The following is an 18,016-nucleotide window of genomic DNA, read 5'->3' as shown; positions in this document are numbered from 1 at the left end:
GCCGGGGATCTGGCTTGAGTCTCAACAGATTTTATGTATTTTGTCAATCCCCGATCTCGAAAAGTTTTCTGCATTACTGAGGTGGAGGAATCACAGGGAAGAGAGAAGCGTCAAGCGTGAAGGGCGATCGCGTTCTCCTTCGAGTTGGGGGAATGTTCGTTTTTCGCTTGAATCTGTCAACTATCTTCTGAAAGATAGGGATCCCAGGCAACTTCCCAGTAAAAGCCATCGGGATCGGCAAAGTAACCAGAATAGCCGCCCCAAAAGACGTTTTGACCGGGTTTGATTAATGTAGCTCCCGCTTCGACAGCTTCATTTAACGTTGCGTCAACGGCTTCTGGAGAACTGACATTATGGGCTAAGGTAAATCCACTAAATCCCGAGCCAGTGTCTTCAATGGTGATATCTTCAGCGAGTTTATCTCTAGGATAAAGTGCGAGGGTCGTACCTTGTGCTTGGAAGAAAGCAATATTTTCGTTTGAGTTTTCTTGGAGAGGAAATCCCAAGCCATTTTGATAAAATGCGATCGCGCGATCGAGATCGGAGACGCCCAGTGTAATAATTGTAATGTTCGGTTTCATCTATAATCTCAATCTTCAAATACTGATTTGATTTTACATCAGCGAGCTGGGAGTTGGGAGGCTGTGGCGCGATCGAGGTTGCCAAACGTCTCACCGCACAACGACGAGCAGCAGGCGTCGAATCATGACGAAACCCGATAACGCGATCTCGCAGGGGTTGCATCAACTTCTGAAATGAGGGGATAATAGTCGATATCTCTTGAAGGTTGACGATATGGTCGTAGAATTTCTCGGTGGCAAACTGGCAGGTTTCGCCTTCAGCAAAATCAGCGAGCCGCTTTGGAAGCGATTAGGGGAAACCGTTCGCAAGCAAGTCAAGCCGAACGATTTCGATAGGGCTTTAAAATCTGGCGTAGAAACGGCTGAAAAATGGGATGGGGATCGCCCTCTGCAAAGTCATTTGTTTTACCACTGCGATGGAGGAAAAGCAAAAGCTTGTTTTTCTAAATTTTTAGAGAACTCTGTCACGGCTGAAGAACTCACGAAGCCACTTCAAAATAACGGTCAACCCAACTTAGACTTGTTAGAAGAGGTTTTACGAAACTCCGCAGAAGATATAAAAATAAAGCTTGTTAACGAGACGGTAAGAGGATGGCTCGAACAATTTAGCCAAGGATATTTTGAAAGCACACAGGCAGCTTTGCACTTTCAGGTTTATAAAACGAAGTATATCCAACAATTTATTTGCCACTTTGACGATGTTAAGTTTGCTGGAATGGAAATTGAAAAATCAGCGAGACTCGAAAAGATTTTTGTCATGCCAGACGTTCGAGAGGAAGTCTCGAATCGTCCTGATGCAACAGATTTAGATTTTTTAAAAGTTAGTGAAATTGAAAATCGTCAATTCTCACTGTTGCAAGAACAGCGTCAACTAGCACGACGCGATCGCAGTGGAAAAACGTTTTCTGCAAAACATATTTTTCAACCAAGCAAAGCCACGCGCGTTGTAGTACTGGGCGATCCAGGTTCGGGAAAAACCACATTATTGAGTTATTTTGGTGTTGCTGTTTCTGAAGAAACAATTGACGATCGCGAAGCAGGCGGACTCGATAACAAAACTGATTGGTTACCGATTTTAATTCGGATTCGAGATTGGGCGCGAAATTTAGAAAATAGCCCGATCGATTACGCGAAAAAGTTTACAGAAAAAACCTTACACGCAGGCGAAGTTCCGACGGGATTTTTTGAGTATTGGCTAGAAACGGGACGAGCGTTAATTTTACTCGACGGCTTAGATGAAGTGGCGAACGAAGCCAAGCGATATGAGGTGGTACAACGAATCGAGAACTTTCTCGAAAAGTACCATAAAAACCCTGCGATCGTTACATCTCGCCCCGCAGGTTACAAACGAGACTTTTTACGAACTGAAACCTTTCCTCATTATTGGCTGCAACCATTTAACGACGAACAGCTAGAAGAATTCATTAACAAGTGGTACGACAGTCGAGTTAGCGATTCTGATGACAGAGAACGACGTAAAGAGAGTTTGCGAGAAGCACTTAACGAAAACGATCGAATAAAGTCCTTGGCTCGAAACCCGCTGCTTTTGACAATTATTGCACTGATTCATCGGCATGAAGCCCATTTACCGAAACAGCGACACAAACTTTACGATCTCGCTGTCAAAACGTTACTGAAATCGTGGGATTCTAACAAATCGCTCAAACAAGAGGGTTTCAAATATCTCGATAGCGACGACTGGCGGCGGTTGATGGAAGTCATCGCGCATTGGGTACATACTCAAGGAAATACGGGTGACGATGACGGAGGAACGTTGATCGATCGAGATACGCTCATCGAGAAATTAGCACGAGAAATTAAGCAGATGAAGCAAATCGAGCTTTATCAAGCTCAGCAAGAAGCAGAGCGGTTTCTGAGCTACATTCGCGAGCGAACGGGATTGTTAAACGAACAGGGTCAGGATTGTTTTGCCTTCGTTCATAAAACGTTTCAAGAATATTTAACAGCCGAAGATATTAACTATCGGGCAGACAATGAAGAAAAGTTTGATATTGTCCTCAATGCTATACGAAATCATCTTCACGATTCACACTGGCGAGAAGTTTTGTTGCTACTCATCGCACAGCAAAAGCAAAAAAAGGCAGCGAAGGCAATTGAAGCAGTATTGGACTGCAACAGTGAGTATGAGGAATGGCTGCATCGGGATTTATTATTTGCTGGGAGTTGTTTGGTGGAAGATCCGAAAGACTTGCAATCGGAAAATCCAAAACTCTGTCAAGACATTTTAGAAAGGATTGTCGAATTAGAAGTTAGCGACCGAGTTGGAGGAAATGTTAGCCACGCTGTTTATAAAATCCTACGAAGTTTAAACGAAACAGCCTTCGAGCAATTGGCATTGACGTTGCTAAAAGATAAAGGCGATGCAATTGGCGAAGATCGACTCCTTCGCTATCGCGCTAGGTTAGGCGAACGAGATGCGGTGATGTCGGCGTTAGTCGAGTGCCTAAAGGACGAGGATTCGCGGGTTCGTTCCAAGGCCACCTCGGCGTTGGTTCGGTTGGGAGAAGCCAGCGAGACTGCGATTTCAGCTTTAGTCGAGTGCCTAAAGGATGAGGATTCACGGGTTCGTTCCGAGGTCGCCTGGGCGTTGGGTGAGTTGGGAGAAGCCAGCGAGACTGCGATTTCAGCTTTAGTCGAGTGCCTAAAGGACGAGGATTCAGAGGTTCGTTTCCAGGCCACCTTGGCGTTGGGTGAGTTGGGAGGAGCCAGCCAGACCGCGATTTCAGCGTTAGTCGAGTGCCTAAAAGACGAGGATTCAGGGGTTCGTTCCGAGGTCGCCTGGGCGTTGGGTGAGTTGGGAGGAGCTAGCGAGACCGCGATTTCAGCGTTAGTCGAGCGCCTAAAAGACGAGGATTCAGAGGTTCGTTCCGAGGTCGCCTGGGCGTTGGGTGAGTTGGGAGGAGCTAGCGAGACTGCGATTTCAGCGTTAGTCGAGCGCCTAAAGGATGAGGATTCAGAGGTTCGTTCCTCGGCTGCCTGGGCGTTGGGTGAGTTGGGAGAAGCCAGCGAGACTGCGATTTCGGCGTTAGTCGAACGTCTAAAGGACGAGGATTCACGGGTTCGTTCCTTGGCAGCCTGGGCGTTGGGTCGGTTGGGAGGAGCCAGCGAGACTGGGGTTTTGGCGTTAGTCGAGCGCCTAAAGGACGAGGCTTCAGAGGTTCGTTCCTCGGCCGCCTGGGCGTTGGGTCGGTTGGGAGGAGCCAGCGAGACTGGGGTTTTGGCGTTAGTCGAGCGCCTAAAGGACGAGGCTTCAGAGGTTCGTTCCTCGGCCGCCTCGGCGTTGGGTGAGTTGGGAGAAGCCAGCGAGACTGCGATTTCGGCGTTAGTCGAGCGCCTAAAGGACGAGGCTTCAGAAGTTCGGTCCTCAGCCGCCTGGGCGTTAGGTGAGTTAAGAGGAGCCAGCGAGACCGCGATTTCCATGTTAGTCGAGCGTCTAAAGGACGAGGATTCACCATGGGTTCGTTCCTTGGCCGCCTCGGCGTTGGGTAAACTGGGACAAAATTCAGATAACGTTTTACCTCGAGTTGTCGAATGGCTCGATCGCCATCGAGAAGATCCCCATGTTGGAGCGGGTATCGATGCTCTGTGGGGGCTAGTCGTCGAGTCCAGTTGAGTTTGATACCGTAGAACACAGAACCCCAAACCTCCCAAAACCCTATGGTTGCCACCGCCGAACTCCAAATCACCTGGGAACCCCTCCCCGACGACTACGATCTCCCCGACGATCCCGTGGACAACATTAACCAACCCGCCCTCGCCGCCGCCCTCACCGACAGCCTACAAGTGGCGGGACGACTCAGCGAAACCACCCTCACCCCAAGCAACTACGGCATCTGCGCCACCGTCAACGGAAAACTCGTCATCAAAGCCCCCGATTGGGCGTTCGTCCCCAACATCCGCGTTCCCCGTTCCGACATCGCCCGCAGCTACACGCCGCAACTCCAAGGAGACATCCCCGTTATCGTGGTGGAATTCCTCTCCGACACCGACGGAAAGGAATATTCCAGCAAACCCACCTATCCCCCCGGAAAGTGGTTTTTCTACGAACAAGTTCTGAAAGTTCCCAACTACGCCATCTTCAACCCCGAAACAGGAAACTTAGAACTTTATCGCCTCGACGCAGCGGGAAACTACCAACTTCAACCCGCCAACGACGCCGAACGCCACTGGATTGAAGAAATGGGATTGAGCCTCGGCGTGTGGGAAGGAACCCGAGAAAGTCGCAGCGGTTTTTGGTTGCGCTGGTGGAACGAGGAAGATAACTTGTTGCTGTGGTCGATCGAACTGGCTCAACGCGAACGCGATCGCGCCGAACGTCTCGCCGCACAACTCCGCGCCGCAGGAATCGAACCGGAAGTTTAGTCCTGACAAGGTGACGTTCTTCGCGTCTACCAAGATTCGTCGCAGTGCTCCAACCATAGCCAATAGGCTTGGTTGGTGGTGAAGCGGCGGGGAGGTTCGGGGCATCCCCGAACAATGCGATAGCGAGAGAAGGGGATAGCGCCGAAACGAACAAACTGGTAAAATTGCCTTACCGGAAACGGTCTTTAAGATCCTAAGGGTATGGTTCGGAACACCCGAAAAACCCGTGGTGGAGGTAAACCACAAAATCGCCAGTTGGTGTTGCCAAGAGAATTTGATTCTCGCTTATGTCTGCGGTGGGGCGCATCGTGGACGTTAAACAAACAGCCTGTGAAGGCGTTCTGACCGGGGGTATTCGGGCTTGCTCGTTTATCTAGGCATGAGCCAGTGAAACAGGAATCTCCGACCATACCCGCTAGGGTTGGGGAGAGAGCGTCAATGGATCGGTTTTTGGAGGGGGAGAGGGGGAGAGGGGGAGAGGGGGAGAAACTATTAACCGTTCCCCGTTCCCTGTTCCCTGTTCCCTGTCTTCACTGGTGACTGGCGACTGGTGACTGGTGACTGTTCCCTGTCTTCATCCCCGAATCTCCTCGCGGACGCGATCGACGATACCGCGAACTTCCTCGGTTCCCTCCGACGCCTCGAATCCTAGGGGAAGTTTACCGGAGACGAGCAGTCGCAACCCCAACGGTGCAATACTCAACAAGCCTTTGATGTCGCGGAAGTAGTTCCCCACCACTTGCACGCCGAATTTGCGTTCGTCAATCCAACCCCCCTCGCGCACTAACTCGATCAGAACTTTACGGTGGCGCACGGCGGTACTGGCTTGAGAATCGCTCTTTTCGAGAATTTTACTCTTGACTTCACCGATGCGATCGAGGGGCGCGACTTCCATCGGACAAACTGAATTACAGTAGTAACAGCGGGTACAGCCCCACACGCCGGAACTCGTGTTGTTGTAACTCTCCAACCGTTCCTCGGTGCGATCGTCGCGGGAGTCGAACAGCATCCGCTGGGCTTTGGCTAAGGCGTGAGGGCCGACGAATTCCTCGTTCACTTCCAAGGCGTTACATTCGGAATAACAAGCCCCGCAAAGGATACAGTTGCCGCTACTGTCGAACTTTTCCCGTTCTTCGGGAGATTGCAGAAACTCCCGTTCGGGGATGTTTCGTGCGTTGCTGCTCACGTAGGGATCGATCGCGTCGAGATCGTCCCAAAATCGCTTCATATCCACCACGAGATCTTTAATCACGGGCATATTTCCCATCGGCGCGATCGCGATCGCCGGAGAATTCCCGTTCGTCGTTTCCACCCGTTTGAGTTCGTTGGCGACGTTTTCTTTACAGGCGAGGGCGGAACGTCCGTTAATTCGCATCGAACAACTGCCACAGATGGTATTGCGGCAGTTTTTACGAAAAGCGAGGCTTCCGTCTTGTTCCCACTTGATGCGATTGAGACAGGTTAGAATCGTGTCGCTCGGTTCCACGTCCAGGGTGTAGCGTTGGATGCGAGGGGCGCGATCGCGTGTTTGTCGGACGATGTGAAATTCAACTTGCATGGGGCGCAGTTTCTGGAATGGGTTCGATCGGGTTTGGTAACTATTTTAGGCAGCCATTGCCGGGTGAGGAGACACAGATGAGACAAATTCAGCGCTTGACGAGTCGGCGGAGGTTTTTAGGCTGGAGTGCGGCGGCGGTAGGTTCGCTGGCGTTGGCGACGCAACGGCGCAGTATCGCGGCGGACGATTCCCCTGAGATTTACGTGAGTACCGCCGAAGCCTTCATCGAAGCGATCGGGTCTAACCGCACGATTTTCGTCAATCCCGGCAGTTACGATTTAACCACCGTCGATCGCAGCTACGCCAGCGATGCCGTCAATTTCGAGCCAGTTCACGACGGCGAACAATTCCATATTTACGGGGTTGAAAACTTAAAAATCGTCGGATTGGGAGAGCGATCGCCCCGGTTGCTGGTGCGTCCTCGTTACGCCACCGTCCTCAGCTTGATTAACGCCCAAAACGTCGTTTTAGATAACTTAGAACTCGGACATTTTCCCGATTCGGGATATTGTAGCGGCGGTGTTTTGGGTTTAGCCGGTTGCAACACTGTTGAAATTAAAAACAGCAACTTGTTCGGTAGCGGTTCCTACGGTTTTATGTGCCGAAACACACAAAACTTCATCGCCCGAAACACGAGCGTCCGTCATTGCACCTATGGTATCGCCTCGTTAATCTCCGTTACTAACAGTCAATTTATCGATTGCGAGTTTTCCTACAACCAAAAATTTACTCTGATTTACGTTCCCGATTCTTCCGGAATTGAATTTAACGGATGTGAGTTTAACGATAATACCGTCTCCGATGAGTATTCAGCGATGTTCGATGCCAACTTGGAAAACGCCATCGCCATTGAAAGCTGCAAGTTCGAGAACAACTCCGTCAGCCAATTCGCGTTAAATCCCGATGCGATCGCTCGAATTGACAATACCGAATTCGTCAACAACAGCTTTGTCGATATGCCCTAACTGAGGTCAAACATGACGATTCAAAAACACCAGTCCGTTGAAGGCTACTTCTCCGTACTCATGAGCCTCCTGCGCGATCGCGTAGGGTTCATGGCAGAAATCGCCCAAGGCAAACAAGTCAAATATAAAATTACGGCGTTACTCTTTTCCAGTTCGATTTTTTTTGCGGTTTATGGAGCGATTATCGGCTCTTTTAGCACCTGGATGCAAACCATTTCGTCAGCCGTAAAAGTTCCGATATTATACCTGATGACGGCGATCGTTTGTTTTCCCACACTTTACTTTTTTAACGTGCTTTTTGGCTCCCGAAAAAGTATTACCCAACACCTCGCCGTCCTCAGCGCCGCCATTGCCTCCATCAGTATTTTACTCTTTAGTTTTGCCCCAGTCACCCTGTTTTTTCTCATCACCGCTCCCGACTATAGTTTCTTCATTCTGTTGAACGTTGCCATCTTCGGCTTGACGGGATTTGTCGGCGTTTTCTTCCTCTACCAAGGGATGCAAATGATGTCCCATCAAGACGACGTAGACGGTCATAAAAACCGCAAGAATCTCTTGCAAGCCTGGTTGTTTTTGTTTGCCTTTGTCGGCAGCCAACTCGGTTGGACGTTGCGTCCGTTTTTCGGCGCTCCTGGGGAACCGTTTCAACTGTTTCGACAACTTGAAGGAAACTTTTACCAAAGCGTACTGCACGCGATCGGTAACTTACTCGGACTGTAAAATTGCCGATTTTCAAAGATTGTCAACTTTCAACGTTCGACTCGCACCCGATCCGCCAGATCCCCGGAATCTTCAAGATTCCGGGGATCTTTATAGACATCTCAACTTTCCGAAACGATTTCTTCCTCTACCGACTCGGCGGACATCGTCCACTCACGCAGGCGATCGATCTGCTCTTTTTTTCCACACAACAACAGGCGATCGCCCGATCGCACGTGCGTTTCCCCGTGAGGAAACCGAACGAACCGCCCTTCTCGTCGAATCGATCGCACCTGTACCCGAAACCGACGACGCCAATCCAACTCCGCCAACGTGCGATCGACCGCAAGACTATGTTCGGGGACTTCCAACCACAAACAGGCGGGGCGGTTGTCGGGAACCGCCACCTCACCCGTCGCCAACTGCTGAAACGCCGCCAACTCCCCATCGTCTCCCACCACCAACAAACGATCCTTGGGCAACAACGCCATCGTCGCGTCGGGATAGTCGATTTCCTCCCCATCTTGCCGCTGAATCGCCATCAGCGTGACCCCTGTAAGCTGTCGCAGGTTTGTCTGTTCCAGCGTCATTCCCGCCAGCGGCGATCCCGTCGGTAACGACAACCAGCGACTGTTCAACTCCTGCGCCGCCACCTGCAACTCCCGCGCCACGCGATCGGGTTCCCGTTGCGGACGCAATTCCAAATAGTGACTGTTGCGAATCTGTTCGACTTCCCGTTGAATGCGAAACGGCGAGAGTCCCAACGCCGCCAGCAGGTGCGATAACAGTTCCAAACTGCCCTCGAACTCCGGCTGTACCACCTCTTTCGCCCCCAGTTGATACAGCAGTTCGATATCTCGTACCTGGTTCGCCTGCACCACAATATCGAGGTCTGGGGCGAGTTCCAACGCCCGCTTCAAACACAGCCGCGTACTCATGGCATCGGGAAGCGCGATCGCCATCGTCCGGGCGCGATCGAGTTCCGCCGCGTCCAACACCCGCAAACTCGACGCGTTTCCATATAAATAGGCGATTCCGTCAGTTCTAGCTTGCGCGATCGCCGCTTCCGAGCGATCGATCGCCAAAACCGGACAGTTGGGAGTTTCTCGCAATCGCCCCACCAAATTTCGCCCCACGTTACCGTATCCACACACCACCACGTGACCCTCGAGAACGCTATCTTCCGGTTCGATATGCGGCGTTGACGTTCCCTCAAAATAGGGCTGAAGAGCCGGTTGCGATTCCATCCAGTTCAACAGCAGCGGAACGCCCTGCAAAATAAACGGCGTCAGCACCAGCGTCAGAGCAGTCGTTCCCGCAATGGACAAGTACACCGACTCGGACACCAACCCCATCGTTTGCCCCTTACTGGCCAAAACGAACGAAAACTCTCCGATCTGCGCCAAGCCCAACCCCACCAAAATCGAGGTTTTCAGGTCGTAACCGAACAGACGCACCACCGGAATCACAATGAGGGATTTTCCCAGTACCGCCAAGGCCACGAAGCCCAAAATCGAATCGAGATGTTCCCAAAGAAACAGCGGGTCGATGAGGGTTCCCACCGCCACGAAAAATAGAGCCGCAAACACATCTCGCAGCGGTTCGACGTAGGTTAAGGTTTGGTCGGCGTATTCGACTTCAGAAATGGTCAATCCCGCTACGAACGCCCCCATTTCGATGGAAAATCCCAGGCGATCGGTCAAAATAGCGATGCCCAAACACAACGCGACGACTCCTAACAAAAACAGTTCGTCGCTCTCTCGCCGCGCCAAAAACCGCAACAGCGGCGGAATCGCCCATCGCGCCGCCGCCACCGCCGCCAGACCGAACGCGAGAATTTTCAGCAACGCCCAACCGACCGTCAGTCCCAACTCTTCGGGGGACGCGTTCAACGCCGGAAGTACCGCCAGCATCAGCCCTAGGGCTAAATCTTGCACGACGAGAATTCCCAACATCACTTGACCGTGGGGAGTTTCGGCTTGGTTGCGCTCCATCAGGGTTTTGAGGACGACCGCTGTAGAAGATAAGGAGAGGGTCGCCCCTAAAAAGATGCCTTGGACGGGATCGTCCGCCCAACCGACGAGGGGAAGGATCGCCGTCGCGACGGCGATGGTTAGGAAAATTTGCAACGCACCGCCACCGAGGGCGATACCTCGGACTTTTTGCAGTTCGGTCAGGGAAAATTCTACGCCCAAGGCAAACAGCAAAAACGCCACGCCAAACTGGGCGAGGGTTTCGACCTGGACGAGTTCTTTAATCCAACCCAAGCCAGCCGGACCGATGGCGACACCGCCGAGGAGATATCCCAACAGAACCGGTTGGCGCAACAGGGACGCCAGCAAACCGCCAGCGGCGGCCGCAGCTAGGACGGTAACTAAATCTAAAATCAGGCGGAAGTCTTCTTGCACGGGCGAAAGGAGAAAAAGGAAAAGTGTTAAGCTTTCAGAATCAGGATAGCTAGTTTTGGCGGTAGGCGAAGACGTTAATCATGACCTGCGATCGAACCTTCAGTTTTTACCCTCCCTGCGGATTTTTCGCTTCGGTAGTGACAGGGGCGACGGTAGCGCTAGCTTCGCTGACCTCTCCTGCGGCAGCGTTGGAGGTGCGCGTCGTTCCCGACAATCCCCGCTTGGGCGATACGTTGTCAGTGTTGGTGGAAACCGACGGTTCCGACGGGACTGCACCGACAGTTACGACGGGCGGACGGCGGTACGAAACCTTTGCGGTGGGAACGAACCGCTATCGGGCGTTTTTACCGACGACACCGTTGGAACGTCCGGGGATGCGTCGGTTGCAAGTCAGCGGCGACGGAACGGTGGAAACGGTGTCGGTGAACGTGGGCGATCGCGATTTTCCGATTCAAGAAATTTGGCTTTCTGCCGAAACTAACGCGATTGTAGGAACGGATTACGAGTTCGATCGCGTCGATGCGTTCAAACAACTCGTCACGCCCGATCGCTTTTGGACCGGGCCGTTTCTGCATCCGAGCGACGGGCCGGTGACGACGGTGTACGGCGTGCGCCGCTACTACAACGGAGAGTGGGCGGGGGATTACTACCATCGCGGTATCGATTACGCCGCCGCCACGGGAGCGCCAGTCAGAGCCGCAGCCAGCGGACGAGTCGCCCTCGTCGGCCGCGTCGAGCAAGGATTCGAGTTACACGGAAACACCGTGGGCATCGATCACGGTCAGGGGGTTACGACAATTTATCTGCACTTGAGTCGAATTGACGTTCGAGAAGGACAAATGGTAGAAGCCGGCCAGACCATCGGGGGAGTGGGTTCGACGGGGATTTCGACCGGGCCGCACTTGCATTGGGGGCTTTACGTTCGCGGCGAATCGGTCGATCCTTATCCTTGGCAACGGTTGGGGCTGAAGTAGTCGCTCGAGGGAAATCGAAACCTGAAGTTGCGCTCGGAAGTCAAAACCTCACCGTTATACGACGAAACGCCGTTTCGATCGCGCTGACGAACGCAGTATAATTTCAGAGTTTCTCACCCACCCGGAATGTCTTTTTGCGATCTCCCGCGTCGCACCCATCTACCGACTGAGCCGGAGACGTCAACATCGATGTAATCCACAACGAACAGGCTATGAGTATTGTCAAAATTGTCGAACAGGCGCTGGCAGATGGTTATCTCACGCCCGTCATGGAAGCGGAGGTGGGACGAATCTGTAACACGGCCTCCGAACTGTCGATCGAGGAGTACATGGCGCTCGATCGCTTGATGGGAGCCTTGTTAACCGGGGACGTGGTGGTACTGCCTCGCAAGCAGTTTATCAACGTGATGGAAGAGTTGGTTCTCTCGGAAACGATCGCCAAGGTGGCCGAAATCGAAGCCACGACAGATAGGACGCTCGATGTGGGAGATATCGCCGCCTACGCCCTCAACCGACTCCCGCCTCTTTACGCTACGACGGAGGAAGGGGCGAATTTCCAACGGGCCCGCGCTAGAGAACAACTGTTAGATTTAATTGCCAAACAAGTCAGCGACGCGATTCAGCAAAACTTGGCGCATCCAGACTTCTTCCCAGAGCGACAACTCCTCGGCAAAACCGATCCTAGAGAGGTTCTCTCGCAAGTGAGTACGTTGTTAGAAGCTTACGCTCAAAATATCGAGGCAGCCGAAGATAAAGCGAACGAATCTTAGTATTCTCTGCATTTTTCTCCGATTCCTAGTTATCGATCGTGCAGATGAGTGGGCGATCGCCCCACGATTGCCCTACACAAGACCCCCGGTATTTTAAGAATGCTGGGGGTCTTGTCGATGGGAATTCGTTCGTTTTAAGTTTGACGGTAGAGACGAAAAGTAATGCGACTTAGATTCTTGAATCCTTACCATGGAAGGATTTTGACTGACCAGCATCATTAGAGTAGGGCTTGCTGAAAAGAAGTGAAAAGCTTACGACGTAAGGCTTAGAGGAGTCTTGACGTGGCTTCGAGAACCCGAAAAAGAGGTAAAATTGGAAATTCCCGTGCATCCGGCAAGAAAAAATGTATCGAAAATCACAAAATCCTGACGCGCCCGAAGAAGCCTTTGAACTTCCTTTTGAAGGCAAGTTGTGTGAAGAAAATCGTTGGGTAATTTTGGCGAACCTCATTCCCTGGGCAGAATTTGAGGAAGAATATGCCCAGAATTTTTCTGAGGAAATGGGAGCGCCAGCGAAACCGTTTCGGATGGCACTGGGAGCCTTAATTATTAAAGAAAAATTGGGAATAAGCGACCGAGAAACTGTCGAACAAATTAAAGAAAACCCTTACCTACAGTATTTTATCGGGGAAAAGAGTTATCGAAACGAAGCGCCTTTCGATCCTTCAATGATGGTTCATTTTCGGCAAAGGATTGGTCGCTCTCTACTTCAAAAAATAAATCGAAGAATTGTCCGACAAGCTCGAGGATTTCAACGGGAGGAATCTAGCACAAAAAAGTCAGAAGGAGTCGAAAGAAGAAAAGAAAATAGAGGGAAACTCTTAATCGATGCGACCGTCGCACCTGCCGATATCAAATACCCCACCGATGTCGAACTGTTAAATCAAGCGAGGAAAACCACCGAACTCATCCTAGACATTTTATATAAATCCCTGAAGGGCCAACTGTCTAAAAAACCTAGAACCCACCGAAAACTCGCCCGAAAAGAGTATCTCAAATTTGCCAAAAAGAGGAGACCCTCTCGCAAAGAAAGAAGAAATGCTGTCAAAAAACAACTCCAATATCTTCAACGAAACTTCCGAAACATTGAGAAATTAATTGAGAAAGGAGCGAGCCTAGAATGCTTAAGCCGAAGGCAATACAGGAATTTATTAGTCTCCAGTGAAATTACCCGTCAACAGCAGTGGATGTGGTCAAATCATAAAAATAAAATCGAAAATCGCATCGTCAGTTTAACACAACCTCATCTCCGTCCAATCGTCAGAGGCAAGGCAGCAAGTCCTACGGAATTCGGGGCTAAGTTATCAGTCAGTTGTGTAGAAGGATATGTATTTCTCGAAAAAATTAGTTGGGATAATTATAATGAAAGTGGAGATTTAATCTCGCAAGTCGAAGCTTACAAAGACTATACGGGAGTTTACCCCTCATCGGTTCACGCCGATCGAATTTATCGAACCCGAGCTAATCGAGCTTGGTGTAAAGAAAGAGGAATTCGTCTCAGCGGACCGCCTTTAGGAAGACCTCCTAAAAACCTCAGCCGAGAAGCCAAAAAACAAGCCCAGGAAGATGAGCGCATTCGTAATGCAATCGAGGGGAAATTTGGACAAGCCAAAAGAAGATTCAGCTTAAGTCGTGTTATGGCTAAACTGCCTAATACTTCGGAAACCTCCATCGCTCTGACCTTTTTAGTGATGAACCTGGTGAAGCTGAGCCGGCAGTTTTACTGTCTTTTTTTGTGTCAATTTTTCCCAAACTTCATAATTTTGTCGAGAAATATTATTGTAACTTATAAAGTGGACGAGTTAAGTCAATTCAGATTTATACCTTGAGCAAGACGGCTTCTTGTTCATTTTCCACCCCCAGCTTTTGATAACTTTTTCAGCAAACCCTAGAGTACAGCACTACTGGGTTTTATGGTCACGTCCGCGATCGGAACTCCGACAGCGATCGACCGCGAGATTTTCCATCGAAATGCCTGGTATTCTAGAAACTTGTATAAACTGCGATCGAGCTGAGGTTATGGCCAGTCAATCTCCCATCCCTGTCGTGATTAACGGTGCTGCCGGAAAAATGGGGCGCGAAGTCGTGAAAGCCGTGGCACAAGCCGACGATATGATGCTTCTCGGGGCGATCGATACCAACCCCGAAGTCGCCGGTCGGGATATCGGAGAAGTGGCCGGATGCGGACCTCTCGAAGTCCCCGTTTTAACTGACTTGCAAAGTACCCTCGTCATGGCCACCCAAGAGCAGCAACAGGGCGTCATGGTCGATTTTACCCACCCTTCGGGCGTCTACGATAACGTCAGAGCGGCGATCGCCTACGGCGTGCGTCCCGTCGTCGGCACCACGGGATTGAGTCCCGAACAACTGCAAGATCTCACGGAATTCGCCGAAAAAGCCAGTACGGGATGTCTCGTCGTCCCCAACTTCTCCATCGGCGTCGTCCTCATGCAGCAAGCGGCGATTCAAGCCTCGAAATACTTCGATCACGTCGAAATTATCGAACTGCACCACAACCAAAAAGCTGACGCACCCAGCGGAACCGCCATCAAAACCGCCCAAATGCTCGGCGAACTCGGCAAAACCTACAATCAACCGATCGTTAACGAGGAAGAAAAACTCGCCGGAGCGCGAGGTAGCACTGGCTCAGAAAACATCCGCATCCACAGCGTACGCCTGCCGGGTCTCATCGCTCACCAAGAAATTATTTTCGGCGCACCGGGACAAATCTATACCCTGCGTCACGATACCACCGATCGCGCGTGCTATATGCCTGGCGTTTTGCTCGCCATCCGTAAAGTCACCGAACTGAAATCTCTCGTTTACGGCTTGGAGAAGATTTTATAGAACGTCGAGGGCGATCGAACGCCACGGGTTCGCCTCAGTCGCGACCCGTACCTCAACGAGAGTTGTCAGTCGCAGATATTCCCTCTGCGACTATTTGCGATCGAGATTCGTACACTAGATAGAGAAGTCAGTCTTTTTGGCTGTTCGTGCTTCGAGCGATATTCGCGAGACTTTAGCGAATATCGGGATTTTTCCGTTGACTCTCGGAAGAATAAAAATATCGAAGCGATCGCCCGCAGATGTTACCGACATGATTGAAATTCTCGCAGCCTTGTCTGCATCCGCTGCCGCCGGTCTCCGTATCGGCCTTCCCTTGCTGTTGATCGGTTTGATCAAAACGAATCTGTGGGCGGACGTGCCGATTTTATCGAAATTTTCCCCGCAAGTCGTCGTCGGCGTTCTCGTCAGTTGGTCGTTGTTCGAGCTGTTCGCCTCGAAAAAGCTACTCGGACAGCGGATTTTACAGATCGTGCAGCTCGTCTTCAGTCCCGTCGCCGGTGCGATCGTCGGTATGGCCGTGGCACAACTGGCGGAGGTTGAAGCGTTACTGGTGGGATTGATCGGTATTGTTGGAGGATTGCTGGCTCTGGTGTTGCAACTCGTCCAAGTCGGTTGGTTTTTCCGCCTGCGAGGACTCCCCATGTGGGCGATTTTATTACAAGACGCGCTGTGTGGGATTCTCGTGTTGCTCGCCTTCGACGCACCGAAACAAGGGGGACTCATCGCTCTGTTGTTGCTGTGGCTGGCAATTCGCAGCTCCTCAACGTGGTACGTTTCCTATCACGGCGATCGACGCCAACGCCGCCGCAAAGCCCTCGAACGGTGGACAGACAACGAAACTCTCGGTTAACTGAAATTTCTCGCCCTAGGGAACTCCTCTGAATTCCCGAGTGCAATGGTAAGGTGATGGGATAAAACGGCGGTCGAGGGCGATCGACATTCTCGAACTTTATCGAAATTGTGGTGTGAGGGGTCAACACTCGTGGGAGTTCAACCGTTACTGACTTTAGCGCGACGAGGCGATTCTCAGGAGATCGCCGCTCTCGTCGGCCGCGTTCTCCAAGCGCAACATCTCAACGTCCGCGTTCGTACTCAGCAAGGATGGTTGCAAGTTCTCCTCGAATCGAACTCCATCCCAGACGCGAAAGCTTGCGTTCCCTTACTCAAACGAGAATTGCGTCGTGTTGAGATTTCCGGCGTCCGTGCGGCGATCGTGTACGGTCGTAAAACCGGCGAAACAACGCCGACTTGGGTGCAGAAATTCGGACTCGTCGCAACGGGTACGGCGGCTTCGTCCCAGCCTGTTGGCGTTTCTCCATCGAAAGCGACTTCGCGTCGCAGTCTACCTCATCAAACTCCCCGCTCTCGAGGGCGATCGCCTCGGTTAGTGTTAGCGTTAGGGATGTTTGGTTTCAGTCTCGGCGGAGCTTGGGGACTGCTCGAACGCAACCTGTTACCCACGAGTCTACAACAGCCGTTCGCCCAAGCCAGCCAAGGTTTCGATCGCACCGTTGGCGAACTGACGACACCTCGATCGCTCGATCGCCTCGCCGAAACTAACCTCGCCGACTCGCTTCCGCCACCCGTTGAAATCCCCGATCCCTACCCCGCCACAATTACGATAAAAGCCGTCGGCGATATTGTCCCCGGAACGAACTTTCCGTATCACAAACTTCCCGCCAATCCCGATATTTTCTTTAGCAACGTCGCCGCTTATCTCGCAAGTGCCGATCTCACCTTTGGCAATTTCGAGAGTGTCCTCACCGACTATCCCTACAGTGCCAAAGATATCAGTCGCGGCGCAGTTTTTGCCTTTCGCGCACCGCCGAGTTACGCGTCCTTATTTCAACAGGTCGGATTCGACGTTCTCAACGTCGCCAACAACCACTCGATGGACTTTGGCGAACCGGGGTTAGCCGACACGATTCGACATTTTAATAACGTCGGGATTCAAACGGTCGGCGAAAAAGATCGAATTCTCTACACCCAAGCGAACACCATCCCCATCGCTTTTATCGGCTTCAGTACCTACGACTATCACAACTCCATTCTCGACTACGACGGTGCGAAACAACTGGTCGCCGAAGCAAGTCAAAATGCCGAGATCGTCGTGGTTTCCATCCACGCGGGAGCCGAAGGAACCGGAGCGATGCACGTCAGCGATCGCCAGGAATCGTTTTTTGGTGAAAATCGCGGCAATATCGTCCGATTTTCGAGAACAGTTATCGATGCGGGAGCCGATCTCGTTCTCGGTCACGGCCCTCACGTTCCCCGAGCGATCGAACTTTATCAAAACAAGCTCATCGCCTATTCTCTCGGAAATTTCGTTGGCTACGAAACGCTTTCGACGGACGCGCAGTTAGCGTATTCGTTAATTTTAGAAGTGAAAGTCAACCTCGATGGGGATTTAGTTTCTGGGAAAATTATCCCCGTTCATTTAGGCAGCGATGGCATTCCTCGAATCGACAATTATTTTCGCTCCGTCGGTTTAATTCGAGATTTGACGCGATCGGACTTTCCCAATACACCTATTACAATTAGCGAAAGTGGAGAAATTTTAATTCAGTGATTTTAGTGAGTTGAGATTTTGCGTTGATTTTTTATTGGCTCAATGTAAAGCGATCGAGGAATTGAATGACGATCTAAAATCTTTTTTCTTCAAAATCGCACCATTCAATGAGAATTATCTACCCTGGAGATTACTTTAATACTAAAAAAGTCGATGAGATGTATTCAGAGGCTGAGAGGGTGACAAGGTAGACGGAAGCCAGACGGGACAATTGTTTGAGAGAATAGAGGAGTCCCAAAAAAGAGGGTGGCGTTTGCGGCCA

The 18,016-nt window shown here is 51.3% G+C and carries 13 protein-coding genes; 10 read left to right on the top strand and 3 right to left on the bottom strand.

Annotated features, from left to right (window positions below; translation table 11 throughout):
- Positions 1–176 precede the first annotated feature (176 nt).
- Positions 177–581, bottom strand: a complete 405-nt coding sequence (locus GEI7105_RS0121230; protein WP_017662425.1) for a VOC family protein — start codon at positions 579–581, stop codon at positions 177–179.
- 214 nt (positions 582–795) lie between these two features.
- On the opposite strand from GEI7105_RS0121230, the gene GEI7105_RS31745 reads away from it, so the two are divergent.
- Together GEI7105_RS31745 and GEI7105_RS0121220 are read left to right on the top strand one after the other, a co-directional pair.
- Positions 796–4,215, top strand: coding sequence for a sister chromatid cohesion protein PDS5 (locus GEI7105_RS31745; RefSeq protein WP_017662424.1), 3,420 nt, complete (start codon positions 796–798; stop codon positions 4,213–4,215).
- Between the two features lie 44 nt (positions 4,216–4,259).
- Entirely contained in the window at positions 4,260–4,964 is a 705-nt protein-coding gene (locus GEI7105_RS0121220) for a Uma2 family endonuclease (RefSeq protein WP_017662423.1), read from the top strand.
- A 574-nt stretch (positions 4,965–5,538) separates the two neighbouring features.
- Here GEI7105_RS0121220 and GEI7105_RS0121215 read toward each other — a convergent pair.
- Positions 5,539–6,522 carry a succinate dehydrogenase/fumarate reductase iron-sulfur subunit gene (locus GEI7105_RS0121215; protein WP_017662422.1) on the bottom strand — a complete coding sequence of 328 codons (984 nt, stop codon included), beginning with the start codon at positions 6,520–6,522 and terminating at the stop codon, positions 5,539–5,541.
- 77 nt (positions 6,523–6,599) lie between these two features.
- Here GEI7105_RS0121215 and GEI7105_RS0121210 point away from each other — a divergent pair, with 77 nt between their 5' ends.
- The gene (locus tag GEI7105_RS0121210; protein WP_017662421.1) at positions 6,600–7,487 is read left to right on the top strand and encodes a right-handed parallel beta-helix repeat-containing protein; all 888 of its coding nucleotides are present in this window, start codon (positions 6,600–6,602) and stop codon (positions 7,485–7,487) included.
- Positions 7,488–7,499: 12 nt separating this feature from the next.
- Positions 7,500–8,207 carry a hypothetical protein gene (locus GEI7105_RS0121205; protein WP_017662420.1) on the top strand — a complete coding sequence of 236 codons (708 nt, stop codon included), beginning with the start codon at positions 7,500–7,502 and terminating at the stop codon, positions 8,205–8,207.
- Positions 8,208–8,308: 101 nt separating this feature from the next.
- Here the strand turns inward: GEI7105_RS0121205 and GEI7105_RS31740 are convergent, their stop codons facing one another.
- Positions 8,309–10,594, bottom strand: coding sequence for a cation:proton antiporter domain-containing protein (locus GEI7105_RS31740; RefSeq protein ID WP_017662419.1), 2,286 nt, complete (start codon positions 10,592–10,594; stop codon positions 8,309–8,311).
- Positions 10,595–10,674: 80 nt separating this feature from the next.
- Between GEI7105_RS31740 and GEI7105_RS0121195 the strand changes: the two genes are divergently transcribed.
- The 6 genes from GEI7105_RS0121195 to GEI7105_RS0121170 all read left to right on the top strand — a co-directional run bounded on the left by GEI7105_RS0121195 (position 10,675) and on the right by GEI7105_RS0121170 (position 17,754).
- A complete protein-coding gene (locus tag GEI7105_RS0121195; protein WP_017662418.1) occupies positions 10,675–11,568 on the top strand; it encodes a M23 family metallopeptidase in 894 nt (297 codons plus the stop codon).
- A gap of 212 nt (positions 11,569–11,780) precedes the next feature.
- Positions 11,781–12,338: a late competence development ComFB family protein gene (locus GEI7105_RS0121190; protein WP_017662417.1), complete on the top strand. Its 558-nt coding sequence runs from the start codon at positions 11,781–11,783 to the stop codon at positions 12,336–12,338.
- Between the two features lie 344 nt (positions 12,339–12,682).
- On the top strand, positions 12,683–14,167 hold the full coding sequence (locus GEI7105_RS0121185) for an IS5 family transposase (protein WP_017661905.1): 1,485 nt from the start codon (positions 12,683–12,685) through the stop codon (positions 14,165–14,167).
- A 190-nt stretch (positions 14,168–14,357) separates the two neighbouring features.
- A complete protein-coding gene (dapB, locus tag GEI7105_RS0121180; protein WP_017662416.1) occupies positions 14,358–15,185 on the top strand; it encodes a 4-hydroxy-tetrahydrodipicolinate reductase in 828 nt (275 codons plus the stop codon).
- 250 nt (positions 15,186–15,435) lie between these two features.
- Positions 15,436–16,035: a DUF4126 domain-containing protein gene (locus GEI7105_RS31735; protein WP_035493750.1), complete on the top strand. Its 600-nt coding sequence runs from the start codon at positions 15,436–15,438 to the stop codon at positions 16,033–16,035.
- Between the two features lie 132 nt (positions 16,036–16,167).
- Positions 16,168–17,754 (top strand): CapA family protein, encoded by a 1,587-nt coding sequence (locus GEI7105_RS0121170; RefSeq protein ID WP_017662414.1) that lies wholly within the window; start codon positions 16,168–16,170, stop codon positions 17,752–17,754.
- Positions 17,755–18,016: the final 262 nt, after the last annotated feature.

The sequence above is a fragment of the Baaleninema simplex PCC 7105 genome, assembly GCF_000332355.1.
Taxonomy (GTDB): domain Bacteria; phylum Cyanobacteriota; class Cyanobacteriia; order Cyanobacteriales; family Geitlerinemataceae; genus Baaleninema; species Baaleninema simplex.
This window is presented reverse-complemented; position numbering and strand designations above follow the sequence as displayed.

What these genes read in the sequence shown, in the direction of transcription:
- GEI7105_RS0121190 (WP_017662417.1), top strand. Translation starts at nt 11,781, where the DNA reads ATGAGTATTGTCAAAATTGTCGAACAGGCGCTGGCAGATGGTTATCTC.
- GEI7105_RS0121210 (WP_017662421.1), top strand. Translation starts at nt 6,600, where the DNA reads ATGAGACAAATTCAGCGCTTGACGAGTCGGCGGAGGTTTTTAGGCTGG.
- GEI7105_RS0121195 (WP_017662418.1), top strand. Translation starts at nt 10,675, where the DNA reads ATGACCTGCGATCGAACCTTCAGTTTTTACCCTCCCTGCGGATTTTTC.
- GEI7105_RS0121215 (WP_017662422.1), bottom strand. Translation starts at nt 6,522, where the DNA reads ATGCAAGTTGAATTTCACATCGTCCGACAAACACGCGATCGCGCCCCT.
- GEI7105_RS0121185 (WP_017661905.1), top strand. Translation starts at nt 12,683, where the DNA reads ATGTATCGAAAATCACAAAATCCTGACGCGCCCGAAGAAGCCTTTGAA.
- GEI7105_RS31735 (WP_035493750.1), top strand. Translation starts at nt 15,436, where the DNA reads ATGATTGAAATTCTCGCAGCCTTGTCTGCATCCGCTGCCGCCGGTCTC.
- GEI7105_RS0121205 (WP_017662420.1), top strand. Translation starts at nt 7,500, where the DNA reads ATGACGATTCAAAAACACCAGTCCGTTGAAGGCTACTTCTCCGTACTC.
- GEI7105_RS0121230 (WP_017662425.1), bottom strand. Translation starts at nt 581, where the DNA reads ATGAAACCGAACATTACAATTATTACACTGGGCGTCTCCGATCTCGAT.
- dapB (WP_017662416.1), top strand. Translation starts at nt 14,358, where the DNA reads ATGGCCAGTCAATCTCCCATCCCTGTCGTGATTAACGGTGCTGCCGGA.
- GEI7105_RS31745 (WP_017662424.1), top strand. Translation starts at nt 796, where the DNA reads ATGGTCGTAGAATTTCTCGGTGGCAAACTGGCAGGTTTCGCCTTCAGC.
- GEI7105_RS0121220 (WP_017662423.1), top strand. Translation starts at nt 4,260, where the DNA reads ATGGTTGCCACCGCCGAACTCCAAATCACCTGGGAACCCCTCCCCGAC.